The sequence below is a fragment of the Elusimicrobiota bacterium genome (assembly GCA_016721625.1).
In the GTDB taxonomy this organism is placed as follows: domain Bacteria; phylum Elusimicrobiota; class Elusimicrobia; order FEN-1173; family FEN-1173; genus JADKHR01.
The window spans coordinates 786736-810611 of sequence record JADKHR010000001.1 but is presented as its reverse complement, the minus strand read 5'-3'; the positions used below and the strand labels follow the sequence as shown (position 1 = coordinate 810611).

The 23876-nt window shown below is 61.5% G+C and carries 27 protein-coding genes and 2 pseudogenes; 28 read left to right on the top strand and 1 reads right to left on the bottom strand.

Going from position 1 to position 23876, the window contains the following annotated elements; all coding sequences use genetic code 11:
* Nucleotides 1-10: 10 nt before the first annotated feature.
* The 22 genes and pseudogenes from IPP35_03515 (at nt 11) to IPP35_03410 (ending at nt 17459) form a co-directional block, all read left to right on the top strand.
* Entirely contained in the window at nt 11-1141 is a 1131-nt protein-coding gene (locus tag IPP35_03515) for a type IV pilus twitching motility protein PilT (GenBank protein ID MBL0058177.1), read from the top strand.
* Nucleotides 1138-2112 (top strand): cyclic nucleotide-binding domain-containing protein, encoded by a 975-nt coding sequence (locus IPP35_03510; GenBank protein ID MBL0058176.1) that lies wholly within the window; start codon nt 1138-1140, stop codon nt 2110-2112. The genes IPP35_03515 and IPP35_03510 overlap by 4 nt, the downstream gene beginning before the upstream one ends.
* A 6-nt stretch (nt 2113-2118) precedes the next feature.
* Nucleotides 2119-2304 carry an RsfS/YbeB/iojap family protein gene (locus tag IPP35_03505; GenBank protein ID MBL0058175.1) on the top strand — a complete coding sequence of 62 codons (186 nt, stop codon included), beginning with the start codon at nt 2119-2121 and terminating at the stop codon, nt 2302-2304.
* Nucleotides 2232-2516 (top strand): annotated as a pseudogene (locus tag IPP35_03500) (RsfS/YbeB/iojap family protein). Before IPP35_03505 ends, IPP35_03500 begins: the two are co-directional and overlap by 73 nt.
* Nucleotides 2513-4198: an arginine--tRNA ligase gene (locus tag IPP35_03495; protein ID MBL0058174.1), complete on the top strand. Its 1686-nt coding sequence runs from the start codon at nt 2513-2515 to the stop codon at nt 4196-4198. Before IPP35_03500 ends, IPP35_03495 begins: the two are co-directional and overlap by 4 nt.
* 143 nt (nt 4199-4341) lie before the next feature.
* On the top strand, nt 4342-4848 hold the full coding sequence (locus tag IPP35_03490; protein ID MBL0058173.1) for a PilZ domain-containing protein: 507 nt from the start codon (nt 4342-4344) through the stop codon (nt 4846-4848).
* 178 nt (nt 4849-5026) lie between these two features.
* Nucleotides 5027-6087: pseudogene (bioB, locus tag IPP35_03485) on the top strand (biotin synthase BioB).
* A complete protein-coding gene (locus tag IPP35_03480) occupies nt 6084-6368 on the top strand; it encodes an SDR family NAD(P)-dependent oxidoreductase (protein ID MBL0058172.1) in 285 nt (94 codons plus the stop codon). Before bioB ends, IPP35_03480 begins: the two are co-directional and overlap by 4 nt.
* A 16-nt stretch (nt 6369-6384) precedes the next feature.
* Nucleotides 6385-6801: an SDR family oxidoreductase gene (locus IPP35_03475; GenBank protein ID MBL0058171.1), complete on the top strand. Its 417-nt coding sequence runs from the start codon at nt 6385-6387 to the stop codon at nt 6799-6801.
* A complete protein-coding gene (locus IPP35_03470; protein MBL0058170.1) occupies nt 6798-7898 on the top strand; it encodes a beta-ketoacyl-[acyl-carrier-protein] synthase family protein in 1101 nt (366 codons plus the stop codon). The genes IPP35_03475 and IPP35_03470 overlap by 4 nt, the downstream gene beginning before the upstream one ends.
* Nucleotides 7895-9166: an 8-amino-7-oxononanoate synthase gene (bioF, locus tag IPP35_03465; GenBank protein MBL0058169.1), complete on the top strand. Its 1272-nt coding sequence runs from the start codon at nt 7895-7897 to the stop codon at nt 9164-9166. The genes IPP35_03470 and bioF overlap by 4 nt, the downstream gene beginning before the upstream one ends.
* A complete protein-coding gene (gene bioD / locus IPP35_03460; protein ID MBL0058168.1) occupies nt 9163-9858 on the top strand; it encodes a dethiobiotin synthase in 696 nt (231 codons plus the stop codon). Before bioF ends, bioD begins: the two co-directional genes overlap by 4 nt.
* On the top strand, nt 9845-11269 hold the full coding sequence (gene bioA, locus IPP35_03455) for an adenosylmethionine--8-amino-7-oxononanoate transaminase (protein MBL0058167.1): 1425 nt from the start codon (nt 9845-9847) through the stop codon (nt 11267-11269). The genes bioD and bioA overlap by 14 nt, the downstream gene beginning before the upstream one ends.
* A gap of 41 nt (nt 11270-11310) precedes the next feature.
* On the top strand, nt 11311-11574 hold the full coding sequence (locus IPP35_03450; GenBank protein ID MBL0058166.1) for an AbrB/MazE/SpoVT family DNA-binding domain-containing protein: 264 nt from the start codon (nt 11311-11313) through the stop codon (nt 11572-11574).
* A complete protein-coding gene (locus tag IPP35_03445) occupies nt 11571-11996 on the top strand; it encodes a PIN domain-containing protein (GenBank protein ID MBL0058165.1) in 426 nt (141 codons plus the stop codon). The genes IPP35_03450 and IPP35_03445 overlap by 4 nt, the downstream gene beginning before the upstream one ends.
* A gap of 84 nt (nt 11997-12080) precedes the next feature.
* A complete protein-coding gene (locus IPP35_03440) occupies nt 12081-12791 on the top strand; it encodes a DUF1573 domain-containing protein (protein ID MBL0058164.1) in 711 nt (236 codons plus the stop codon).
* Entirely contained in the window at nt 12788-13387 is a 600-nt protein-coding gene (locus IPP35_03435; GenBank protein ID MBL0058163.1) for a peptidylprolyl isomerase, read from the top strand. The genes IPP35_03440 and IPP35_03435 overlap by 4 nt, the downstream gene beginning before the upstream one ends.
* Nucleotides 13388-13409: 22 nt before the next feature.
* Nucleotides 13410-13703: a hypothetical protein gene (locus IPP35_03430; GenBank protein MBL0058162.1), complete on the top strand. Its 294-nt coding sequence runs from the start codon at nt 13410-13412 to the stop codon at nt 13701-13703.
* A 60-nt stretch (nt 13704-13763) separates the two neighbouring features.
* Complete coding sequence (locus IPP35_03425; protein MBL0058161.1) at nt 13764-14951, top strand: hypothetical protein; 1188 nt, start codon at nt 13764-13766, stop codon at nt 14949-14951.
* A 32-nt stretch (nt 14952-14983) separates the two neighbouring features.
* The gene (locus tag IPP35_03420; protein ID MBL0058160.1) at nt 14984-15907 is read left to right on the top strand and encodes a zinc ABC transporter substrate-binding protein; all 924 of its coding nucleotides are present in this window, start codon (nt 14984-14986) and stop codon (nt 15905-15907) included.
* Nucleotides 15904-16650 (top strand): metal ABC transporter ATP-binding protein, encoded by a 747-nt coding sequence (locus IPP35_03415; GenBank protein MBL0058159.1) that lies wholly within the window; start codon nt 15904-15906, stop codon nt 16648-16650. Before IPP35_03420 ends, IPP35_03415 begins: the two co-directional genes overlap by 4 nt.
* Nucleotides 16647-17459, top strand: coding sequence for a metal ABC transporter permease (locus IPP35_03410; protein MBL0058158.1), 813 nt, complete (start codon nt 16647-16649; stop codon nt 17457-17459). The genes IPP35_03415 and IPP35_03410 overlap by 4 nt, the downstream gene beginning before the upstream one ends.
* On the opposite strand, the gene IPP35_03405 is transcribed toward IPP35_03410, so the two are convergent.
* Nucleotides 17432-18988, bottom strand: coding sequence for a hypothetical protein (locus IPP35_03405; protein ID MBL0058157.1), 1557 nt, complete (start codon nt 18986-18988; stop codon nt 17432-17434). The two genes, IPP35_03410 and IPP35_03405, sit on opposite strands and share 28 nt — an antisense overlap.
* Nucleotides 18989-19082: 94 nt before the next feature.
* On the opposite strand from IPP35_03405, the gene IPP35_03400 reads away from it, so the two are divergent.
* From IPP35_03400 to IPP35_03375, 6 genes are all read left to right on the top strand, one after another.
* Nucleotides 19083-19802 (top strand): endonuclease V, encoded by a 720-nt coding sequence (locus tag IPP35_03400; GenBank protein MBL0058156.1) that lies wholly within the window; start codon nt 19083-19085, stop codon nt 19800-19802.
* Nucleotides 19803-19807: 5 nt separating this feature from the next.
* A complete protein-coding gene (locus tag IPP35_03395; protein MBL0058155.1) occupies nt 19808-20068 on the top strand; it encodes a hypothetical protein in 261 nt (86 codons plus the stop codon).
* Between the two features lie 115 nt (nt 20069-20183).
* Nucleotides 20184-20813, top strand: coding sequence for an NAD(P)H-hydrate epimerase (locus IPP35_03390; protein ID MBL0058154.1), 630 nt, complete (start codon nt 20184-20186; stop codon nt 20811-20813).
* A 34-nt stretch (nt 20814-20847) separates the two neighbouring features.
* Complete coding sequence (locus IPP35_03385) at nt 20848-21081, top strand: Lrp/AsnC ligand binding domain-containing protein (protein ID MBL0058153.1); 234 nt, start codon at nt 20848-20850, stop codon at nt 21079-21081.
* 4 nt (nt 21082-21085) lie between these two features.
* Nucleotides 21086-22396, top strand: a complete 1311-nt coding sequence (locus tag IPP35_03380; protein ID MBL0058152.1) for an insulinase family protein — start codon at nt 21086-21088, stop codon at nt 22394-22396.
* 43 nt (nt 22397-22439) lie between these two features.
* The gene (locus IPP35_03375; GenBank protein MBL0058151.1) at nt 22440-23720 is read left to right on the top strand and encodes an insulinase family protein; all 1281 of its coding nucleotides are present in this window, start codon (nt 22440-22442) and stop codon (nt 23718-23720) included.
* The last annotated feature ends 156 nt before the right edge of the window (nt 23721-23876 follow it).

The window sequence follows — 23876 nt, the reverse complement described above, 5'->3', positions numbered from 1 at the left end:
GGCGCCCAACTTGACCATCCAGGAACTTCTGAAAGCCGTCCATGATCGCGGCGGCAGCGACCTTCACCTGAAGGCCGGCCGCCCGCCCATGATCCGATTGCATGGGGAGATCCTTCCCGTGGAAGGCGAAAAACCGCTTGAAATCGACGACCTGACCTCCTACGTTTACGCGGTCATCAATTCCCAGCAACGAAGCACACTGGAAAGGGACCGCGAATTGGATTTCTCTTTTTATCTCCGGGGCGTGGCGCGCTTCCGCGGCAACGCTTTTTTCCAAAAGGGGGCGGTGGGGGCCGTTTTCCGGTTGATTCCCGCCGAGATTCCTTCGATCGACAGCCTGGGATTGGCCCCGATTTTAAAAGAACTCGTCACCCGCCGGCAAGGGTTCTTCCTGGTCACGGGTCCCACGGGTTCCGGCAAGACCACCACCCTGGCCGCCCTCATCAACCACATTAACAGCACCCAGCGGGTCCACATTATGACCTTGGAAGACCCCATCGAGTACGTTTTTGAAGACAAATTGTCCGTCATCAATCAACGGGAAATCGGCACCGACACCCACGATTTCGCCCAGGGCCTTCGGCGGGCCCTGCGCCAGGACCCGGACGTCATCTTGATCGGGGAACTGCGGGATCCGGAGACCATGACCACCGCCATGAACGCCGCTGAAACCGGCCATCTGGTTTTCGGCACTCTCCACACCAACGATGCCAAACAATCCATCGATCGCATCATCGATACGTTCCCACCAGAGCAGCAGAACCAAATCCGCATGCAATTGGCCAAGTGTCTCCTGGGGGTCGTGGCCCAACGGCTCATTCGGCGGGTCGGCGGCGAAGGACGGCTGGCGCTCCAGGAAATCATGATCAACACCTCGACGGTGCAAAAACTGATCGAAGACAACAAAATCGGCGCCATTGGAAAAGCCATCGAGGATTCGGCGGAGTATTACAAGATGCAGTCCTTCAATCAGGCCCTCCTGGGTCTGATCGCCCGGAACGCCGTGACGGTCGAAGAGGCCCTGTCCTATTCCCCGAACCCGAACGATTTGAGGATCCGGCTTCAGACGGAGGGGATCGTGGGGACGTCTTCTGCCGGACCGACTCCCCCGGGCCTGCGGGGGGCGGGAGGACGTCCATGATTTCCTTGGAACGCCTGGCGGCCCTTCCGTCGTTTCAGTCCCTTCCGGTGGATCTTCGTCGGAAATTGGCCAAAAGGTTGAGGGAGGAGTCCTTCGCGGCTGGGCAGACGGTGTTTTCTGAGGGGGACGCGGGCGACGCCCTTTATTTCCTGGCGGAGGGGCGGGTGGCGATTCAGAAGGTTCTCAATCGGGAACAGGGGCTTTTTAAGACACTCTCGGTCATGGGCCCCGGCGATTTTTTCGGGGAGATGTCGCTGTTGGAGAAAACACCGCGATGGGCCTCCGCCGTCACGCTGGCGCCCACGGTTCTCCTCTCGCTCTCGGCGAAGGAACTCGGGGCCTGGCTGTCGGCGGACGCGCCCGTGCCTTTGCGTCTGGTTCTCCCGTTCGTGGAATCGCTGAACGCGCGGCTCCGCCAGACGTCCCGTGAAATGATTTTGTTTTTCGATGTGGGGAGCGTGTTGTCTCTCAACCTGGAATCCTCCGTTTTGGCGGGGCGATTGACGGACGTTCTCGCGAGGGGTTTCGATGAGCCGGTCAGCGCGGGTTTCTTTTTGTGGAACGAGTTCGCCGGAGAATACGATATGGTGGCGAGCGCGGGGTCCTGGGCGGATAAGTTCAAGGGCCCCCGGCCTCCCGCCGACCCTCTCTTTCAGTGGATGGAGGAAAAGGGGGAATGCGCCCTGGTCGCGAACTGGCCGGCCGACGATCGGTTTAATGACGCCGCCCGGGGACTGTGGCCTCCGTTTAAGTCCCTCCTCGCCGCGCCCGTCCTGGGCGATCGGCTGGCGGTGGGGCACGTGGTTTTCGGCTTCGAAAGGGAGGCGGACTATTTCACCCCCACGCACCGGCGGATCTTGGCGGGGGTTGTGAACGTGGTTTCCCCGGCCTTCGACAGCGCCCACCTGCGGGTCGAAAAACGTTCCCGGGAGCGGTTGGCCCGGGCGCGGCAAAGCGCCGTTGATTTTTAATATCCGGTGAAAACACCCTCTTTCGCCATGGTGGCCCGCGCCGCCGCGCGGGCCGCGGACGATAAAAAAGCCCGCGACGTCAAACTTTTCGACGTGCGCCGTTCCTCCACCTTGGCCGATTATTTTGTTTTGGCGACGGTGGATTCCGGCCCCAGTCCTCGGCTGTCGCGAAGGAAATCGAGCTCCAAGTGAAGGCTCTGTCCGGAGGGCGCGCCCTGCGCTCCGACGGCGGCGACCGGGCGGCTTGGCGAGTTTTGGATTTTGGAGGATTGGTGGTCCATCTGATGACCGAGCCCGTTCGGGCCTTCTACGGTTTGGAACGGTTGTGGGAGTTGGCCCGGCCCATCCCTTGGGCGGTCGCAACGACGCTGCGGGTGTCCCGTTCCCGGAAACCACGGCCGTGAAAGACATCGTCCGCGGTCTGCTGGCCTCGGCCGCCGAACGATGGGCGGCCACCCAATCGCCATCCGTCCCCTTGGGAGAGGCCCTGGTCGAAGTTCCCCCCGCCAATGTGCCAGGAGACTTCGCCTCCAACTGGCCGCTCTCTCTGTCGAAGGCGGCCCGAAAAGCGCCCCGCCTGGTGGCCCAGGAAATTTTAGCTCAAGTGGAAGCCGGCGCTGTTTTGGAAAAAGCCGAAGTGGCCGGGCCCGGGTTTTTGAATTTCACCATGAGCGGCGCTTGGTTGTTGGAAGAACTTCGAGTTCTTCTGCGCCGCCGGGGCGACTACGCCCGTCGGGAAGGTCTCGCGGGAGAACGGATTTTGATCGAGTTCGTTTCCGCCAATCCGAACGGACCTCTTCACGTGGGCCACGGCCGGGGCGCCGCGTTGGGGGATTCCCTGGCGCGGATTTTCCGCCATCTGGGCTACGATGTCACCACGGAGTATTACATCAACAACGTGGGCAACCAAATGGAGAATTTGGGGGCCTCTGTCATGTGGCGGGCGGACGCTCTCGATCCGACTTACCTGAGCGATGAAGAACGGTCCGCCTATAAGGCGAAGAAAACCGAAGACCTTTATAAGGGCGAGTATTTGGTGGACACCGCCCGGGACATCCTGCGCCGTTTTCCGAAGGGGCAGGAGCGTCCCCATGGGATTTCGTTTTTCCGAGACGAGAGTTTGGCCCTGGTGTTGAACGGGATTAAGGGCGACCTGGCGGCCTTCGGCGTGGGCCACGATACCTGGTATCCCGAGTCGCGCCTATTTGATGAAGGCCGTGTCGACGCCGCCCTGGCGGAATTAAAACGGCGGGGGGATTTAAAGGAAGAGGAGGGAGCCCTTTGGTTTCTGTCGACGAAATACGGGGACGACAAGGACCGCGTGTTGAAACGCCAGGACGAGCGCCTCACCTATTTCGCTTCGGACATTGCCTATCACCACGAAAAATTCGGGCGGGGGTTCACCCGGTTGATCGATATCTGGGGAACCGATCACCACGGCTACGTGCCCCGGGTGAAAGCCGCCACTCAAGCCCTGGGCCACAATCCGGACCAACTGACCATCCTCCTCTACCAACTGGTGAGTTTGGTTCGGGGGGGGAAACCCGTGGCGATGTCGACCCGGACCGGCGAGTTCGTGAGGCTTACCGAAGTGGTGGAGGAGGTGGGCAAAGATGCGGCGCGGTTTTTCTTCGCCCTCCGGAGCCCCAACAGCCAATTGGAATTCGATTTGGACCTGGCGAAAAGGCAAGCGTCGGAAAATCCCGTGTTTTATGTGAAGTATGTGCACGCCCGGTGCTGTTCTCTTTTCCGTGAGGCGGAGAAACGCGGCTTTGGGCCGTCCACCGGGGCGGCGGTCGATTTCCGCGCTCCTTCGGCGCTGGACCCCGCGGAAAGGGCCCTGCTCCTTCGGTTGGCGTCTTTTCCCGATGTCCTGGACCAATGCGCCAAAGACCTAACCCCGCACCACTTGACGGATTATCTTTTAAAACTCGCCGGGGATTTTCACCGTTTCTACGAAAACTGCCCCGTCTTGAACGCTCCCGACGACCGACGTTCGCTGCGCTTGGCTTTGGTCGACGGCGTCCGCACCCTCATCCACAACGGTCTCTCCCTCCTCGGCGTCAACGCGCCGACAGAAATGTAGTTGTTCCTTCCTTAAAAAACCCCTTGCAATTCCGCTGAATCAGGGTTAGGTTTGGAGGGACGAGTGACATCGTCCCCGCCCGTCCCGGAGTCCAGCCGCCGAGGGACTTTGGGGCGGGGGCATTTCTCAAGAGGGAGAGAGCGATGCAGGAAAAGGCGTTTTCCGGTTCAGAGGATTCCGAGTTCCATTGGACCACTGAGGGGATCCGGCGCGAGGCGGGCCCCGTCCGGCCCAAACCGGCCATCTCTCCTCTCTCTTCGTCGGATCCCGAACCGCCGGGGTCGGAGAATCGCCGGTTCCCCCGCATCGACCTCAAGCTTCCTATCCTTTACAAGATCCTCACGGAAGAGCCGACGGTCGCCTCCGTAGCGGCCGTTCCCCATCTCCCCACCAAGACCGACAACATCAGCCCGTCGGGAGCCTGTCTGGTTTTGGCGGAGAGGTTGCCGCGGGGAACCGTGTTGGCCCTTTCCATCCATTTGACGGATCGGGGAACCATTTCCGCCGTGGGGCGGGTCGTTTGGGCTCAATCCACTGAAACCGCGCACCATTTTCTGATCGGGTTGGAGTTCATCGTCGTCTATCAGAAAACCCGGGCCAAAACCGAATACCTGAACGCGGCCGTCCTAAAGGAAATCCTCGGGCCATGAGGGACCCACGGGAGCCCGATGTCGTGAAGGCCAACCCCCCGCCCGTCGAACGGCTGGTCTAAGCGCCTTTTCTCCCGTTCCCTCCCTTCTCTGAATGTCAACCGTGCCGAAGGCGGCGGCGGTTGACATAGATCCCGGCCTTTGGTTAAATGGGTGAAAATATCGTCGGAGGAACCCCATGCCCCCCTGGCTCGAAACCCAAAACGCTTTTGTTTTCGCAGAAAAAAGTCTGGCCGGCGAACCGCTCTCGCGGGAAGAATCCCGGGTGGTCCTGGATTGGCCGGAAGAAGATCTGCTCGATCTCGTGGCCGCGGCGCATCGCGTTCGTCGGGCCTATTTCGGGCGGAAGGTGAAGATGAATTTCTTGGTCAACCTTCAGTCGGGTTTGTGCGCCGAGGATTGTTCCTATTGCAGTCAATCGAAAAATTCCAAAGCCCCCATTGAAAAATACCGTTTGTTGAACACCGACGAGGTGTTGATCCAAGCGGACCGGGCGGTGGCGGCGGGGGCGGCGCGCCTTTGTTTGGTGGCGTCCATGCGGGGCCCGGGGGAGCGGGAGATGGCGTCTTTGGACGAGACGGTGCGGCGGGTCAAAGAAAAGCACCCCGGTCTTGAGGTATGCGCCTCCCTGGGGCTCTTGAAGGACGGCCAGGCGGATCGATTAAAAAGTTCGGGCGTGGATGCCTATAACCACAACCTCAACACGAGCGAGCGCCGCTACGAGGAGATTTGCCGCACCCACACCCACGCCGATCGGGTGGAAACGGTGGAGAAAGCCAAGGCGGCGGGCTTTCTCCCTGTAGCGGGGCCATCTTTGGGATGGGGGAAAGCCAAGACGACATTTTGGATGTGGCCTATCGACTTCGGGAAACCGGCGTGGATTCGATTCCCATTAATTTCTTAATCCCGGTTCCCGGGACCGCCTTGTCCCAGCGGAACGAGTTGACGCCCACGGAATGCCTCAAGATCCTCTGCCTCTTTCGGTTTTTGAACCCCGCCATGGAGATTCGTATTGCCGGGGGCCGGGAACTCCATTTGCGGAGCCTTCAACCCCTGGGCCTGTTCGTGGCCAATTCGATTTTCATCGGGGACTATCTCACCACCCAAGGCCAGGCGGCCCAGGCGGACCGCGAGATGATCCGGGACGCGGGGTTTGAAATCCTGGGGGAAAAAGCGGACAAAACTCTTCCGTCCTTGTCGGATCAGGTTCATATCGTCACGCGCCAAACCCGCCAATGAACGTCTTGATCACGGGGGCCTCCCGCGGCATCGGCCGCGCCCTGGCCCTGGGCTTCGGGCGGGCGGGGCATTCCGTTGGGGTGAACTACAAGGCGCGCCACGCCGACGCGGAGTCGGTGTTGGCCGAACTGCAAGGGATGGGTGCCCGAGCGGAACTTTTTCAAGCGGACGTCTCCGATCCTCTGCAAGCCCAGGCCCTGTGGACGGCGCGGTTCAAAAGTGGGGCCGCTTGGACGGACTCATCAACAACGCCGGCGTCACCCGGGACCGGGCCCTCGTGAACCTTTCCCTCGGGGAATGGCGCGAGGTGATCGATACGAACCTCTCGGGACCCTTCTTCTGTCTCCAGGCGGCGGCCCGGCACATGAGCCGGGAGAAAAACGGTTTCATCCTGAACATTTCTCGATCCTGGGCGTCCGGGGGGCGGTCGGGTGCGCGAACTACGCGGCGGCCAAGGCGGGGCTCTTGGGGCTCACCAAAGCGGCGGCGCTGGAACTGGGCCGTTTCAACATCCGGGTGAACGCGATTCTTCCCGGTTTCCACCCGACGGAAATGTCCGATAAAATTCCACCGGCGCAGAAAGACCGGGTCATGGCCCAACACGCCTTGGGGCGTTCCACCGATTTGGATGAACTCACGCGGTTCGTCCTGAATCTCGCGGAGACGACGACGGTTTCAGGCCAGGTTTTTAACGTGGATTCCCGCGGGTTATGAGGTCCGCTGGGACCCGGGCGGTGGTGACGGGGATCGGCCTCGTCACTCCCTTGGGCGCGGATCGCGAAACCAGTTGGCGCGCCATCGTCGGCGGACGTTCGGCTGCGGGAGCGGACGGGGCGCGGGCGCCCTTGGCGGAAGGGAAGGGCCTTCGGGCGGTGGCCCTGGCCCTGCGCGCGGCTGAGGAGGCTTGGGGGGACGCCCAGTTGAAGGCGGTGGATCCCGAGCGGTTGTCCTGCGTGGTCAGTTCCAGCAAACCTCTCCTGGGGTCGGGGGCCGATTGGATCTGCGAGCCGCCGGAGGCCGTTCCCCAGGCGGTGGCGCGCGCCATAGGAGCGGAGGGCCTTGTTTTGAACATCGCCTCCGCCTGTGCCACGGGGGCTCAATCCCTGTTGACGGCCGCCGGTTGGATTGAGGAGGGGCGGGCCGACGTCGTGTTGGCCGGCGCCGCCGAGAGCGCTCTCCATCCCCTTTATCTCGGCGGGTTTCGGAACATGGGCGTTTTGTCGAACCGGGGCGTCGTGAGGCCCTTCGATCGGGGCCGGGACGGTTTTTTGGTGGGCGAGGGGGCGGCGGTGTTCGTGGTCGAATCCCGAGACCGGGCCCGAACCCGGGGAGCGCGGATCTACGCGGAAATTTTGGGCGGCGATTTTTCATCGGACGCCCACCACGCCACGCGGTTTAATTCCAATGGTCTCCGCATGGCCGGTTGTCTCGAACGGGCCCTCGCCCGCGCGAAGCTGGGCCGACGGGCGTTGGATTACGTGAACGCCCACGGCACCGCCACGGCCCTGAACGACACCCTGGAAACCCAAGCGCTCCTTTCCCTTTTCCCGGACCACGCCCCGCCGATTTCCTCCACCAAGGGGGCCACGGGCCATCTTTTGGGCGCCACCGGGGCCGTCGAGATCGCTTTCAGCGTGTTGGCCTTGCGGGACCAATGTTTGCCGCCGACTCTGAATCTGGAAGACCCGGAAACCGATCGTTTGGATTTTGTTCCGAACCGTTCCCGCCCGGCGGACCTACGGCGAGTGGCGTCTCTGTCGTTCGGTTTCGGCGGGACCTTGGCCGCCGTCGTTTTAGGGCTCCCCGCGTGACGCTTTTTCCTCTCGATCACCGTTTGACGGAATCCCTGGGGATCCTGGAAACGGAAAATCGGCTCAGGCTCCCCCGCACCGTGGAAGGCGCTCCGGCCGCGCACTGCCGGGTGGGGGGCCGGGACGTTGTCAATTTCGCTTCCAACAATTATCTTGGGCTGGCCGAGGACCACCGCGTTCGCCGGGCCGCCGCCGAGGCCGCGGACCGATGGGGCGCGGGGGCCACGGGATCCCGGTTGATGGGGGGGACGCTGGCCCTTCATCGCGAATTGGAAGAGGCCTTGGCGGTATTTAAAGAGTGCGCGGCCGCTTTGGTTTTTCCTTCCGGGTACCACGCGAACACAGGCATGCTTCCTGCGTTGCTGGGGCCGGACGACACCGTTTTCCTCGATCGCTTGGCCCACGCCTCCTTAGTGGACGGGGCGCGGCTTTCCCGGGCTCGGGTGCGGGTGTTCCGTCACAACGATCCGGAGGATTTGGACCGGGCCTTGTCTCGGGTTTCCGGTCCCGGGGAACGGTGGGTGGTGACGGAAAGCGTTTTTTCCATGGACGGGGACCGGGCCCCGCTCCAGGAGATCGTTGGGGTTTGCGACCGGCGGGGGGCGCGGCTCTATGTGGACGAAGCCCACGGCACCGGGGTATGGGGTCCCGAGGGGAGGGGCTGGGTGAACGAGCTCGGATTGTCGGGCCGGGTGGACGTGTGCATGGGCACGCTCTCCAAGGCGCTCGGGGCCCAGGGCGGTTTCGTCTGCGGGTCCCGCCCTCTCATTCAATGGGCGCTCAATCGGGCCCGGGCGTTTATTTACTCGACGGCCCTCGCCCCGGCCGCCGCGGCGGCCGCCTTGGCGGCGCTTCGAATCGTGCAAGAAGAGCCGCCACGGCGCCGGCGGATGTTCGACCTTTCCGACCGGCTTTGGACCGGTCTGGGCCTGGAAGGAAAAGGCCCCATCGTGCCCTTGATCGTGGGGGAAGATTCCAGCGCGTTGTCCCTCTCCGCCGCGCTGTGGGAGGAAGGGGTGTTCGCTCCCGCCGTGCGCACCCCAACCGTTCCGAAAGGAGAGGCGCGGGTCCGTTTCTCGGTCACCGCCGCCCACACGCCGGAGGACATGGATGGCGTGCTTCACTGTGTCGCCCGTTGGAAAGAAAGAACAAATTCTCTCCTCCTTAAGGAAAGCGCTTTCCCTCTCCCGCTGGCGGCCCATCGCAGAGCGATGGGCACCTGGGGCGCCAGCGGCGCTGACGCGGGCGAGGGGGAGGGCGTTCTTTGACCCCGTCTCTTTTCATCACCGGCACGGACACCGGAGTGGGCAAAACCTTTATCGGTTGCCTGTTGGCGGAATCGATTCGGGGAGCTGGAAAGACCGTGGGCGTTTTGAAACCCTTTTCCGCCGGAGACCTCGATGACGCCGCCGCGCTTCATCGCTCAGCGGGTCGCCCGGGTCCCGTGGACCGCGTGACCCTGTTGTATAGCCGACTCCCCTTGGCGCCCGCCGCCCAGGTGGGGCTGGGTCGCGGGGGTCGGACCGTTGTTGAAAAAACTTTCGCCAAAACCCTGTCTGCCGTGAAGGAGTTGCAAAAACAATTCGACAGCGTGTTGGTGGAGGGTTTGGGCGGTGTTTTGGCTCCCTTGGGGGGTCCCTACGTTGTGGCGGACCTCATCGCGCGGCTCAGACTTCCTGTTTGGATCGTTGGTCGGGCCGGGTTGGGCACTCTGAACCATGTTTTGTTGACGGTGGAAGCGCTCCGACACCGGGGGCTCACGCCCCGCCGAATCATCCTGAGCGGCCATACCGGCCACGATTTATCCGAGAAGACCAATGCCCGGATCCTGGAGGGTTTGACGGGAATTCCCCTCACCGAAATTCCGCGATCCAACGAACGAGCCCCTTTGGATAAAGCCAAACGAAAGCTCTGGGCGGCCTTTAAAACCGATTTTCCATTTGGCTATGAAAAAAAATAGCGTCGCCGCGCTGGACAAGAAATACCTTTGGCACCCCTTCACCCAGCAGTTGGAGTGGGAAAAGTCGGATCCGATCGTGGTTCGGTTGGCGCGGGGGTCCACGTTCACCGACACGCGCGGCCGCACCTACATCGATGGGGTTTCTTCCCTCTGGGTCACGGCCCACGGCCATCGGCACCCGGCCTTGGACCGGGCGATTCGACGGCAGTTATCCCGCATGGCCCACACCACGTTCTTAGGGCTCACCCATGAGCCGGCCGCGCGGCTCGGCCAGGCCTTGGCGGGCATCGCCCCTCCGGGCCTCGCGCGGGTTTTCTATTCGGACAACGGCGCCACCTCGGTGGAAGTGGCGCTTAAAATGGCGTTTCAGTATGGGGTCCATCGAGGCGAGCATCGGCCCGAGTATCTGGCCCTGGAAGGGTCCTACCACGGGGACACGCTGGGCGCCGTTTCCGTGGGCGGCATTGCCGCCTTTCATAAAACCTTCAGACCCCTGTTGTTTAAATCGTACTTCGCTCCGGCTCCCCACTGTTTCCGTTGCCCGTTTCGAAAATCCCCGGCGCAACCCGAACTGCGGACGGGGGAAGAGTCCCCTGCCGTCCGCGCTCCGCGGCCGGGGGAGGCCCGGGGGGAAACGGGGTGCCGGTGGGAATGTTTGGCCGGGGCGGAGAAAATATTGAAGGCCCGGGGCCACCGGCTGGCCGCGGCCATCGTGGAACCCATCGTTCAAGGGGCCTCGGGGATGCGGGTCATGCCCAGGGGGTATTTGAAGGGGTTCGAGCGGCTTTGCCGGAAATACAATGTTCTCTGGGTGGCCGACGAAGTGGCCACGGGGTTCGGCCGAACCGGCCGTATGTTCGCCGTGGAACAGGAGGACGTTCGTCCGGACTTTCTCTGTGTGGCCAAGGCGCTCACGGGAGGGTATCTTCCCCTGGCCGCCACCCTCACGACGCAAAAGATCTACCGGGCCTTTCTGGGCCGATACGACGAGTTCAAAACATTTTTTCATGGCCACAGCTACACCGCTAACCCCCTGGCCTGCGCCGTGGCCTTGGAAAACCTGGCCGTCTTTAAACGGGAAAGAACTCTTGAACGATTAAAAGAAAAGCGGCGCTGGCTGACGGAATTCTTAAAAGAGGTCGCGGTCTTGCCCGGCGTGGGCCATGTCCGTCAGGCCGGATTCATGGCCGGGATCGAGTTAGTGAAGAATAAACGGACGGGCCAACCCCACCCGGTCCTGGAAAGGAGGGGCGCCCGAATGTGCCGGGCCCTCTTGAAAAAAGGGGTGTGGCTCCGCCCCTTGGGGGACGTCTTGGTGATCCTGCCGCCCCTCTCCATCCCTCGCCGCGACTGGACCCGGCTGGCCGATGGCCTGAGGGCGGTCTTGTCTAAATTTCTAAGTGAGCCATAAATGGTATTGACAAATGGTAAATACCATTGTAAAATGGGTTCATGACAAAAACGATCCCCATGGACCGAGCGGGACGCATCGTCTTGCCGAAGCCTATTCGAGACAAACTCCGTTTGCACGCCGGAGATCGTTTGGAATTAGAAAGCTCCGGAGATTGTATCACCCTTCGTTTCCCCCCTGCTTCGACCCCTTTATGCAAAGAACAGGGGGTTTGGGTCTATCGGTCCGGAAAAAAAACCAATGAGTCGATTCCTGATCTTGTGGATGGGGTCCGTAACGAACGGTTGGGAACTGCCGAATCTTGAATCGTTTTTTTGATACCTCCGTCCTGGTGGCGACCTTTTGGGGGGATCATCCCCACCATGAGGCCAGTCTTAAGGCCTTTGTCTCGGTTTCAAAATCAACAGGCGCCTGCGCCGCTCATTCCCTGGCCGAAGTTTACGCCGTCTTGACACGCCTTCCTGTGCGCCCCGTGGTGACCCCCGCTGATGCATTCCTTTTTATTGAAGAAATTAAAAAACGGTTGACCGTGATCGTTCTGGACGAAAGGGCGTATACCGACACGCTTCACCGCGCTGTAGGCACCCATTGGACGGGGGGGATGATTTACGATGCTCTCATCTTGAAAGCGGCTGAACAAACCAAGGCCAAATCCATTCTCACCTGGAATATAGGTCAATTTCGACGAATCGCTCCCTCTTTGGCGAACCGAATCCGGACCCCCTAGCGGCTCCTGGCTGAACCTTCAAAGGCGCGCCACGCCACCAATTTGAAGTTAATTGATTTTATGATTTGGTAAACTTACAAGGTTATGAAACGCGCATTTCTTCTTCTTTTCATTTTGCCGGTGTCCCTCTGGGCTCGCCCGAAAGCGGAGTTTGAGAAAACTTCCTTTGATTTCGGGGTCCTTCCCCAGGGGTCCACGGTGTCTTATTCGTATCCTTTTAAAAATGTGGGCAACGAACCGCTCAAAATCGAGTCCGTGCAAACCACCTGCGGATGCACGGCGGCCGTCTCGGACAATTCCCTCGTGGAGCCGGGACGCACCGCCCAGATCCAAGTCACCTTTGATTCCCGCGGCAAGATGGGCGATACGCTGAAACAGGTTCGCGTCCGGACCAACGATCCGGACCATCCCATGAACTTCTTAACCATCTCCGGACGGGTGACGCCGTCCGGCCATCCCGAAGTGACGGGACCCCAGAATCTTTTTGAAGGAAGTTGCAGCACTTGTCACGCCCGCTCCTCGGAGGGAAAGAAAGGGGAAAATCTTTACATGGCCAGTTGCGCCATGTGCCACGAAAATCATCGGCGGGGGGGCCGCCTCATTGCCTCCGCCGCGGATGATTTGTCGGGCCGGCCGACGGCCGCTCTGCGAACGTCCATCACCGACGGGGTGGCCGGAACGTCCATGCCGGCTTTTGGCCATGCCCACGGCGGCCCTTTGAGTTCGTCACAGATTAAATCGTTGGTTCGTTACATTCATTCACAAAAAGATGCCAAAAAGAGGAAATCCCCATGAAACGAATAATCCCCATCGCCGCCGCGGCGATGATTCTGATGACAGGAGCGCTTATGGCCGCTGACGGTTGGAAGAAACAAGCAGGGACGTACGCCGTGATCGATACGGAATTGGGCACCATCGTTTGCAAGTTGTTTCCGGACAAGGCGCCGAAGACGGTGGCGAACTTCGTCGGGTTGGCGGAAGGAACCAAGGAGTTTTCGGACCCAAAAACGGGCGCCAAAACCAAACGCCCTTTCTACGACGGGATTATTTTTCACCGCGTGATCCCGGATTTCATGATTCAGACGGGCGATCCCCTGGGCAAAGGCATCGGCGGTCCGGGATACCAATTCGACGACGAGTTTGACCCGTCCCTGCGGTTCAGCAAAAAAGGGATCTTGGCCATGGCGAACTCCGGTCCGGCCACCAACGGGTCCCAGTTTTTCATCACCGTGGCGCCCACGCCCTGGTTGAACGATCACCACTCGATCTTCGGCGAAGTGGTGGAAGGCCAATCGGTGGCGGACGCGATCTCCACCGCGCCGCGCGATGGAGGTGACCGCCCCACCCAGACCCTGTCCATGAAGAAAGTGACCATCGTCCGGGTGAAGTAAGGAGTCCACTGGAAAACGTTTCATGATGAGAACCGCGCGGGCGCTGTGGCTGGCCGGGGGCCTGCTGGGAGCCATGGGGCTCCAGGTCTTCCACCGCCACAGCGCCCATGACGGGGGGCTGTTCGCCCCCCACGAAGATTGTTCTGTTTGTCTACGTTCCGGGGCGGCCGCGGGGGGGGCGTTGGTTCCCAGTCCGGTGGCCTCCGCTCCCCGTTGTACCGCTGAGCTTTTTTGGAAACACAATCCCGCTCCTCTTCCCTCGAATCCCCTCCTCCATCCCTTCGGTCGAGCTCCACCCTTTTCCTTCGTTCGTTAAACGGTTGGCGCCGCTCCCCTCTCGAGGGTAGCGACTTTTTCTTGATAACGGAGGACCCTCATGTTATTTATCAAACGCATTATCATTTCTTTCTGCGGTTTTCTTTTCACCGCTTCTCTCTTCGCCGCGGGCACCAGCGCCGCCGCCATGAACCCGAAAATCAGCGTCATCGGAGACTTCGTGGGTCGATCCGGAACGGAAAACCAGAAGGAGGACGGGTTCCATGTGCGCGAAGTGGAGTTCGGTGTTCAGGCGGACGTGGACCCCTACGCCCGGGCCGATCTTTTCATCGGGGGACTGAACGACCAGGGCGGGTCGCCGGAGTTGGAGGAAGCCTATGTGACCCTCCTTTCTCTTCCCTGGGGTCTCCAGGCCCGGGGCGGTAAATTCCGCGCGGATTACGGGAAGCTCAATAGGGTGCACCCCCATGAGTATGCCCAAGTGGACGCTCCGCTCGTGTTGGAAAAATTTTACGGAGAAGGGGGAATCAACAGCACGGGTTTTGAATTGAGCCGCGTTTTTCCCTTCGGGGGTCTCTACACCGAGGCGACTTTCGCGGTTCTTCAAGATCTGGGAACCGCGGCCGAGCCCCGGTCCCACACCATCACGGTGATCGACCAGGGGAGCGGGAATCCCGTTGAAATTTCCGTTCCGGGGGAAAGTTCCAACCCGTCCCACCAGCTCGGGAACTTCGCGCAGACGGCCAAACTTCGGGCCTATAAAGACCTCACGGACACCGCCAATATCGACCTGGGGCTTTCGGCGGCGGTCCACCAGCCGAAGGCCACCGCCACGGAAGAATTCGATCGGCAACGCTTCGCGGCAATGGACTTTACCCTTCGCTGGAAACCGCTCAGCCAAGGCGTCTACCGTTCTTTTATCTGGAGGACCGAGGGCCACTATACGGATCAGGATCTGGTTCAAGTCACGAACCCCGTCGACGGGTCCATCGATGAACCGGCCGCCCGTGTCCACCGCCGCGGCGCTTACTCCTACGCCGAATTCCAGCCCGTCAAACGCTGGCGCTTCGGGATCCGGGGAGATTACGCCGAGGATCCCGCCGTTCGGGACGACAACACTCCCCACATCTCCCGCGCCCTGGCCCCCTACGCGACCTTCACATTGACGGAGTTCAACCGGTTCCGTTTGCAATACGAGCGTCGGGAAAACCCGGGACACGAAAAGGAGAATTTGGGGTTTCTTCAATGGACGTTCGTGCTGGGACCCCATGGGGGGCACCCGTTCTAAAGGCGCATGACACGAATAACGGAGGATACCTTATGAAACGAATTTTACAGTGGGTTTGGGTGGCTTTGGTTGGTTTGGTGGTCGGGCTGGGGCAAGCGCGGGCCACGGGGCCGCTCAAAGTGTTCGCCACCACGCCGGACTTGGCCGATTTGGTCCGTCAGGTGGGCGGCGATCAAGTCAAGGTTGAAAGCCTGGCCCGAGGGTTTCAGGACCCGCACTTCGTGGAGGCGAAGCCGTCCCTCATTGTTAAGCTTATGGACGCGGATGTTTTCGTCCAGACGGGGCTGGATCTGGAGGTGGGCTGGGCGCCGCTTTTAATCCAAAGCGCCCGGAACCCCCGTATTCAGACCGGCGGGGCCGGGTTCATCGACGTTTCCCAGTTCGTCGCGCCCCTGGACGTCCCGACGAACCCCACCCGGGCGGAGGGCGACATTCACCCGGGCGGCAATCCCCATTTTCTCACCGATCCGGAGAATGCCCGGATGGTGGCGCGGGGGATCGCCGAGAAGTTGTCGTCGCTTCGGCCCGCCGATGCGTCCACGTTTAAAGCCAACGCGGCGGCCTTCGAAAAAAAACTGGACGATAAAATGAAAACCTGGACGGCGTCCCTGGCCCCCTATGCCGGAGCGACATTCATCAGCTACCACAAGAACCTGCCTTATTTCGCCAAACGGTTCGGGCTGGTGTCCGTGGGAGAAATCGAACCAAAACCCGGCATCCCGCCCTCGGGGGGGCACACGGCGGAACTGGAGGCCGCTATGAAAGCCAAGAAAACCCGGCTGATCCTGACCCAGCCTTACTTCGAGAAACGCACCCCCGATTCCATCGCCCGGGACACGGGGGCGACGGTGGTGGTTTTCGCCATGGCGCCGGAAGCGGTGCCGGAAGCGACGGATTATTTGTCGACCATGGATTCCAATGTGAACGGGATCGTGAAGGTCCTCTCGGTCCCATGAAGGATCTCCTCGTTTTTGAAAACGCCGACCTGGGATACCGCGGGTCGCCGATTCTCCGGGGCCTCTCTCTGTCTTTTCAGGAGGGAGAGGCGGTGGGGATGGTGGGGCCCAACGGGTGCGGGAAGACGACGTTTCTCCGCTCCGCCTTGGGGCTTTTGAAACCGCTCCAAGGCCGCGTGGATCGCCGCCCGGACCGGCGTTTTTCTTATGTGCCCCAGGCCGAGGAACTGAACCTCCTGTGGCCCCAAACCATCCGGGAGACGGTGGAGCTCCCTCTCCGCTCGCGGCGGCTTTTCGGCCGCCTGATTCCGGAGGAAAGGGCGGCGGTGGAAAAGGCGATGGAACGCACCGGCGTGGCCTCGATCGCGGATCGCCTGCTTCGGGAGGGTTCCGGCGGTCAACGCCAACGGGCCATCATCGCCCAGGCCGTGGCCCAGTCGCCCGACGTCATTTTGTTGGACGAACCCACCAAGGGGTTGGATGTGGTGGCCGAGCGGGACCTCATGGGTCTGATCGAGGATCTGGCCCGGAGCGGGCTCACGGTGTTTCTTGTGAGCCACACGCTCCATTTGCCGCTCAACTTTTGCCAACGGATCTTGCTGTTCCATTCCGGCCGTGTGATCGACACGACCCCCAAGGAAATCGTGGAAACCAATCGTTTGGAGACGGTGTATGGGGTGCCGTTTGTTCATATGGAACGGGACGGCCAGCGGTTCGTGATGCCCGCGCGGGGGACCCGATGAATTTTCTGGCGCTTCCCTTCATGCGGATCGCGTTGTCGGCCGCCGTTTTGGCCGGGACGGCGTTGGCCCTGCTCGGCGTGTTCATGACGGCCCGCCGAACCGCCTTTTCGGGTTTGGCGGCGTCCCAGGCGTCGGCGTTGGGCACCGTCATCGGCGCGAGCCTCGGTTGGCATTGGGGGGCGGAGGCCATGGCGTGGACCTTCGCGGTGGTCGGCATGGTGTGGGTCGCCTGGCTTTCGCGGAGCCGGCGCACGCCGGCGGATTCCTGGGTGGCGTGCCTTTACGTCGTCGGAGCCGCGGCGGCGGTGTTGGTGTTGTCCAAATCGCCGCGCGGGGAGTCGGAAACTTTGGGGATCTTCTTCGGCAATATATTGACCCTGACCGGGAGGGAAGTCGTCGAAGCGTCGGTCCTCTTTGCCGTCGTGGCGGTTTTGGTGGCGCTCTTCCAATACCGCTGGCGCTGGTTGTCGGTGGATCCGGGGGCGGCGGAGGTGGCCGGTCTGCGGGTGGGGCCATGGAACTTCTTTTTTCAAGTTCTCTTCGCCGCTGCCATGACGCTCACGATCCACATCGCGGGGGTTTTGCTCGCTTTCGCGTTTCTCATCCTCCCGGCCGCGGCGGCGTTCCTGCTGGCGCGACGGGTGCGGGGACTCTGGCTCTGGGTGTTGGCGGCCACGCCTGTCTTGACCACGCTGGGCTTTGCGCTGTCCTTCCGATGGGATTTTCCGACGGGACCTTTCGTCTCCGCGCTCCTGGCCGTCTGGGCGTTGGGGGCGCGGGTTTACGCCGGTCTCAGGGGGGAGGGGTAGAACGACTCCCGGCCGGGGGCGCGTTCCACGGCGACGGGTTCGATTCGTTTGATGCCGTCGCGGTTCAAGACCAGGCGGATGCGCTCGTAGCGGGTTTCGGTTTCCGAGGTGAAGCGCAGGACGACGTTGACGTGGTACACCCGGGCCCCCGGAATCTGGACGCTTTTCCCGTCTTTCAAAACGAACAAGTCCTTCACCGGTTCGTCCATCTTGGAGAGGAAGCTTCGCAGGTTAAAACGCAGGATGTCGGTGATCCCTGTCTTACGCTTGTGGACTTTTAAGAACCGGTTCGAAAAGAGCGTGATTTCCTTCGTGTAGTGGATCACCTTTTCCGCCCGCCAGGTGTTTTCGATTTCCGTGATGTGGTCCCGGTTGCGCAGGTTCATGGCCAGGGGGTCGACTCGTTTCTCCGGCACGAACCCCACGGCTTCCCGGCAAATTCCGATTTTGTCCTGGGTGAGCGGATCGAAAATCGCGGTGGATTGGTCGTAGACGTTTTTCGCCAGCCAGTGCTGAAGGCGGGCTTGGGAAAGCGCCTTCATTCGATCTTTGAACATGTAGACCACGATCAAACTGATGAAAAAGCCGAAGGAGAGGGTTCCGTAGAGGCGTTGGTAATAAAACGCGACCGTCGTGGCGAAAAGCATCGCCAGGCCCGCCCCCATGGCCAACAGCACATGTTCCAGACCGCGCCCCTCCTGCCGCATCCGGACGGTGAGATGCAAAGCGCTTCCGATGAACTTTTTCAACACGCTGAGCCGAAAGATGAAGGTTTCATTTTCCTGGCCTTCGTCCCCCAGGGAGGGATACCCCGATTGGCGACGGTGGGCCATTTCATTTTGGATGAGCATCGCCAGCTCCGACGCCATCCGGCGGAAGGATCTCTCGGTCCTGTCTTGGATCCGCTGGAGAATTTCGTGGGCGCTTTCCTCCACCAACAGGCTGATGTGCTCATCGGTAAAAGCGTAGGTGGCGGCCAGGCCCTTCGGCAGGAGAGGGTTTTGAAAGGCCGTCCGCAATTCCCGAAAGCGGGAACACACCCGCGGGGCCTCGACCAGGAATTCCCCGAGGAGGGCTTCGGCCTGGGCCAGGGCTTCCGGAGACGGTGCGGTGAGGGAAGGGTCGAGGAGCGTTTCGACGGCCCGGGTTTGAAGGCGCAGGGAATTCTTGAATACGCACCCCAGCAGTCTCATTTCGTAGTCCAAGGCGTGCCCCTTCTCGCCCGTGGGAAACTCCCGGCAGGCCGCCAGGATGGTCGCGACGCCGATCAGGGGGGAACGTTCGGAGCTCAGGTCGGTGAGGGCGCTCAAGGTGAAGTCGGGGGTGCGAAATCGGATGTAGAGGAGAAGATCCCGGTAAAACTGGTCTTTGGAGTAGGTGGATTCGTTGACGTCGAGATTTTCCGGGATGAAAAAATAGGAGTCCACCCGGTAACATTCCCGTTTATGCTGGGGATGAAGGTCATAGGCCAGCTTGACTTCGAACTGGTACTGGTCGTGCCGTCGAACGAGCCCGTTGGTGTCGGTCATGGGATGCCCTCGTTTCAGTGTAATCCCAGGAACGCCTTCCCGCAAGGGGGGGCGTCCGCTTGCCTCGGTCTTGGGAATGAGAGAAAATGGACGCGTGAAACCCTCCGTGGACCATTCTTGGAATTTGTCCCTCGATCAGGCGGAAGGACTTCAATCCGACCTGGCGGCCCGGTTGGATCGGCGGCCCGCTTTTAAGGACTGGCGGGAGATCCGCACTGTCGCGGCCGTGGTGGTGGAGCCCGGGCGCCTTCGGGCCGCGGCGGTGGTATTCCGGGTTTCAACTCTGGACGTGCTGAAACGGGCCCGGGGGAAAGTGGAGACCTCGGTTCTGATGCCGTTTGTTCCGGGGCTGGAAAGTTTTCGCTTGGTTCCCGTGATCGAGGCGGCGCTGGGGCGTTTGACGGTCCGGCCGGACGCGTTGATGGTGGAGGGCGACGGGGTCGCCCATCGTCGGGGGTTCGGGCTCGCCTGTCATCTCGGACTTCGCTGGGACCTGCCGTCTTTCGGGGTTTCTTCGGTCTGCGATTTCGGCGAATGGGAGGATCCGCCGCCCGGGCTGGAGGGCGGGCACGTTTTTATCAAGGAAGGCGGATCGCCGGTGGGGCTGGTGGTTCGCACCCGGCCTTACGAGGCGCCCCTCTTCCTTTCCGTTGGGCACCGCATGGACCTGATGTCGGGGCTGGAAATTTTGCTGGCGTCCCTGCGGGGCGGGCGGGAGCCGCAACCGTTTCTGGCCGCCCGAAAGTTCCTAAGCGGGGCGGCCCGGAAAGCGGTCCGGCGGCCCACAAAATCCTATAATAAGCGGCGAGGTTAAACCCTATGAAAGAAATTCTTTACCCGGTTCTGCTGTCCGCGCTGGTGTCTCCCGGCGCGGGCCAACTGTACAACAAGGAAAAGGTGAAGGGCGTCATTTTGATGGTCCTTTTCTTCCTCGTCATTTTTGGGTTCATGATAACCATGTCCGTTTCTCTGTCGGCGCTCCTTCCGGCGAGCCTGGAGGTTTCTCCGGAACAGGTACGCGGGATGGTGGAGACGGTCCTGGAAGAGAAGGCGGGTTCATCAACACCTTCTGGTATTTGATCCTGGCCATTTGGGGATACGGAATCCTGGACGCCTATTTGGGCGCGCGGGATCTTTTAAAAGCGCGCGCCACCCCTCCCCCGGCCGAGTGACGCGCTCTCCCCAACGCGGGACCGTGTCTTCGGCCCGAATGCGGGCGTTGGATCGGCGGGCGTCATCGGAATTTGGAATTTCTCCCCAGGCGTTGATGGAAAATGCCGGTCGGGCCGTGGCCCAAGAAACCTGGCGGCTTGGGCCCGGGCCCGTGACCGTTTTTTGCGGGCCGGGCAACAACGGAGGGGATGGTTTGGTGGCGTCGCGTTGGCTGGCCAAGGCCGGCCGCCGGGTGCGGGTGGTTTTGGCTCTCCCGACGAACCGTTTCAAACCTGAAGCCGCGGCGCTCTGGCCGGGGATTCCTCGCATGGGGCTCGACTGGGCAGTTTATTCCGGGTCTGAAAAGTTGCTAAGATTCACCCGCGGGTCGCGATGTTTTGTCGATGCTCTCCTGGGAACGGGCCTTCGCCCGCCGTTGGAGGAACCCTACCGGGCGATGATCGCTTGGCTGAACGCTTCCGGTCGACGGATTTTGTCGGTGGATGTTCCCTCGGGTTTGGACGCCGACCGGGGACGCCCTGTGGGCGAGGCCGTACGGGCGGCGGTCACGGTCACCCTCGCGCGGCCCAAGCGGGGCTTGATTCTCCCCGGGGCCCGGGCGTTCGTGGGCCGGGTGGTGGTGGGCGATATTGGTTTTCCGCCGTCTTTTTGACGGCGGCACTTCTGGATCCGCTTAGGAGGCACTTATGGTGACGGGCTTGGTTTTGGTGCGGTTGAACGCGGGGCGGGAAAAAACGACTTTGAAACAAATCAAAGAGACCAAGGGCGTTGCCCATGTGTCGGCTGTTTACGGCCGCTGGGACCTGGTGGTGGACATCGAGGCGGAAGACCTTCCCTCCATGACCCACATCGTGGTCGAAATGATCCGCGCGGTCCCGGGCGTGAGCTCGACGGAAACCCTCGTCACCACGGCGATCTGAGCGCGTGCGCCCCGCTCGACTTGCCCTGATCGCCCTCCTTCCCATGGCCATCGCCTCTGCGCGCGCTCACGCCGCCAGCCCCTTGAAGACTCTTCCCAACGGCCTTCGAACCGTGGTCGTGGAGGATCACGCCTCCCCGGTGGTGTCCCTGCAAATCTGGGTGCGTTGCGGCGGCGTCAACGAGGCCGGCCCCACGTCGGGGGTGTCCCATTTCTTGGAACACATGATCTTCAAGGGGACCGACCAGATCTCGGCGAACGAAATTTCGAAGATCGTGGAATCGAACGGGGGGTCCATCAACGCGGCGACGGGCGGCGAAACCACGCATTACCACATCGATATGCCGTCGGACAAATGGGAGAAGGCCTTCGAGGTCTTGTCCCAGTCCGTGCTCAAACCCGCGTTCCCTCCGGCGGAGTTCGAAAAAGAACGCAAGGTCATCCTGGAGGAAATTAAACGGCGGAACGACGATCCCCAATCGGATCTCTGGGACGGATTTCTCGAAGCCCTCTACACCAAGACGCCCTACCGCCAACGGGTGATCGGCTCGGTTCAGACCATCACCGACATGCCGCGGTCCCTTATGGTGGAACAGCATCGGCTTTATTACGTTCCCAACAACATGGTGGTCGTGGTGGTCGGCGACGTCAAGAGGAAAGCGGTGGAAAAGAAAATCAAGGAGGTCTTCGGCTCCTTGCCGCGCGCCGCGCTTCCGCCCGCGCCCAACCTGATCGAGCCCCCGGCGGAAAACAACGACATTCGTTGGGTCCGCCGCTCGGCCAAACAGGCTTATCTGGCCATCGGGTTCGTCGGGCCCACGCTCAAAGATCCGAACCAGGTGTCCATGGACGTCCTGGCCGCGACCTTGGGCGGCGGTCAAAGCTCCCGCCTTTATCAAACGCTCCGAGAAGAAAAACGCCAGGTCTGGACCGTGAGCGCGAGCTTCATCACGCAGTCCGGGTCCGGCGCCTTCGGCGTGTTCGCCGAGTGCCCCCCGGAGAAGGTTCGGTCCCTCCCCAACGACATCTATTTCCTTTTCAACGACGTGGAGTTCAACGGGTTCAAACCCGAGGAAGTCGCCCGCGCCAAAGCCCAACTCCGGAGTTCCTGGCTCTTCTCCCAGGAGACCTATCACGGACAGGCGTCCCAGTGGGGATTCTACACCGCGCTCGGGGCCCCCGACATGGTGACGGGGTACCTGAAACAATTGGACGCGGTGAAGGGCGAAGACCTGGCCAAACTTCTCTCCCAATACACCGTGGGGCGCACCCTCGCGGGAGTGATCGTCACGCCGGCGGAACCTGCCGGGCGTTGAGCGGAACCCGATGCGTTCACGAAATATTTTAGGAGCCCTTCTGATGACTGCCGTCCTTTCCTCCGCCCGCGCCGCCGCCCCGACCGTTCGGGAGTTTCCGAACGGCTTGAAATGGATCCATCGCCCGGTGGCCCACAACCGCATCTTCGCCTTTCAGCTGTTCATTCCCGGCGGGGTGATTCAAGAGTCCATGGAACAGGCGGGCCTGACGCACCTCATGACGGCGGCCCAGGTGAAAGGCACCGATAGCCGGAGCGCCCTGGTCCTCGCCCAGGAAATGGAACGGCTCGGCGCTTCCTTTGGTTTCGACGCCCAACCCGACGCCCTCTCGGCCGGGGGCCAATCGACGACGGACAAGTGGGAAAAAACCTTCGACCTTTTCCAAGACGTTCTCCTCCACCCGTCCTTCCCCGAACCCGAGGTGGAAAAGGAACGGGCCGCGCTATTGAACGCCCTCCGCACGAACGACGAACACATCTTTAACGTCGCCGAGGAGCGGTTTCGGAAGGAACTTTTCGGGGACCACCCTTACGGCCGTCCGGACGATGGGACGGAAGCGAGCGTGGCCCGATTGTCCCGCGAAGATCTGGTGGCTTGGCACCGGGCCAGGGTCCTTCCCCGAGGGGCGGTTCTCGTGACCGTGGGGAACGTTCCCGCGGCCGCGCTGACGCGGCGGATCGAGGGCTTGGCCCGGGCCTGGACGTCCACTGGGACGGCGGCCGGGTTGCCGCCCCCCATCGTTTTCCCTTCCGACGCCCGGGTGGTGGAGGAGAAAAAAGTGTTCGAGCAATCCTTTTTGATGCTGGGATTTCCAGCTCCGTCCACGGACGACGCTCGATATCCCGCCATGAAACTCATGAACGCGCTCCTGGGCGGTGGCATGAGTTCCCCGCTGTTTCAGTCGGTGCGGGAGGAGGGATCCTTGGCCTATGAGGTGGCTTCTTTTTATCCCTCGCGCCGCGGGAAGAGTTCCTTCGTGATCTACGCCGGGATGGACCCTAAAAACCTTGGGCTGGCGGAAGAAAAAGTTCGGGCCGTGCTGTCGGACTTCGTTTCCCGGCCTCCCTCCCCTCAGGACTTGGAAGACGCGAAGAATTATATTCGGGGCCATTACCTGATGGACCACCAGACCAACGGGCGTTTGGCCTGGTATTTGGGCTGGTGGGAGTTGTTGGGAAAAGGCTGGGCCTACGATGCCGTCTATCCCTCCGACGTATCCCGGGTGACGGCCGACGAAATCAACCGGATCGCCCGCGACACCGTCGCCCAGCCTTCCGTCACCGTTCGCGTGATTTCCACCGGTCCCGTCCCGCCCGTCCCTTGATCGGGTTTTTTGAAGCGGGTTCCCTCTCCCGCTGGCGGGAGAGGGGCTTGATTCGACTGAAACACTCGATTCCCCCAACGCTCCCATTGCCAAAGAGAACCCCGTGAGAGGGGAGCGCCCTGTGGGCTTCCATGCGGCGAATGGGACGGCCGCCCC

What these genes read in the sequence shown, in the direction of transcription:
- IPP35_03435 (MBL0058163.1), top strand. Translation starts at nt 12,788, where the DNA reads ATGAAACGAATAATCCCCATCGCCGCCGCGGCGATGATTCTGATGACA.
- bioA (MBL0058167.1), top strand. Translation starts at nt 9,845, where the DNA reads ATGAAAAAAAATAGCGTCGCCGCGCTGGACAAGAAATACCTTTGGCAC.
- IPP35_03415 (MBL0058159.1), top strand. Translation starts at nt 15,904, where the DNA reads ATGAAGGATCTCCTCGTTTTTGAAAACGCCGACCTGGGATACCGCGGG.
- IPP35_03405 (MBL0058157.1), bottom strand. Translation starts at nt 18,988, where the DNA reads ATGACCGACACCAACGGGCTCGTTCGACGGCACGACCAGTACCAGTTC.
- IPP35_03510 (MBL0058176.1), top strand. Translation starts at nt 1,138, where the DNA reads ATGATTTCCTTGGAACGCCTGGCGGCCCTTCCGTCGTTTCAGTCCCTT.
- IPP35_03480 (MBL0058172.1), top strand. Translation starts at nt 6,084, where the DNA reads ATGAACGTCTTGATCACGGGGGCCTCCCGCGGCATCGGCCGCGCCCTG.
- IPP35_03425 (MBL0058161.1), top strand. Translation starts at nt 13,764, where the DNA reads ATGTTATTTATCAAACGCATTATCATTTCTTTCTGCGGTTTTCTTTTC.
- IPP35_03475 (MBL0058171.1), top strand. Translation starts at nt 6,385, where the DNA reads ATGGCGCGAGGTGATCGATACGAACCTCTCGGGACCCTTCTTCTGTCT.
- IPP35_03440 (MBL0058164.1), top strand. Translation starts at nt 12,081, where the DNA reads ATGAAACGCGCATTTCTTCTTCTTTTCATTTTGCCGGTGTCCCTCTGG.
- IPP35_03490 (MBL0058173.1), top strand. Translation starts at nt 4,342, where the DNA reads ATGCAGGAAAAGGCGTTTTCCGGTTCAGAGGATTCCGAGTTCCATTGG.
- IPP35_03395 (MBL0058155.1), top strand. Translation starts at nt 19,808, where the DNA reads ATGAAAGAAATTCTTTACCCGGTTCTGCTGTCCGCGCTGGTGTCTCCC.
- IPP35_03410 (MBL0058158.1), top strand. Translation starts at nt 16,647, where the DNA reads ATGAATTTTCTGGCGCTTCCCTTCATGCGGATCGCGTTGTCGGCCGCC.
- IPP35_03470 (MBL0058170.1), top strand. Translation starts at nt 6,798, where the DNA reads ATGAGGTCCGCTGGGACCCGGGCGGTGGTGACGGGGATCGGCCTCGTC.
- IPP35_03385 (MBL0058153.1), top strand. Translation starts at nt 20,848, where the DNA reads ATGGTGACGGGCTTGGTTTTGGTGCGGTTGAACGCGGGGCGGGAAAAA.
- IPP35_03420 (MBL0058160.1), top strand. Translation starts at nt 14,984, where the DNA reads ATGAAACGAATTTTACAGTGGGTTTGGGTGGCTTTGGTTGGTTTGGTG.
- IPP35_03430 (MBL0058162.1), top strand. Translation starts at nt 13,410, where the DNA reads ATGATGAGAACCGCGCGGGCGCTGTGGCTGGCCGGGGGCCTGCTGGGA.
- IPP35_03375 (MBL0058151.1), top strand. Translation starts at nt 22,440, where the DNA reads ATGACTGCCGTCCTTTCCTCCGCCCGCGCCGCCGCCCCGACCGTTCGG.
- IPP35_03450 (MBL0058166.1), top strand. Translation starts at nt 11,311, where the DNA reads ATGACAAAAACGATCCCCATGGACCGAGCGGGACGCATCGTCTTGCCG.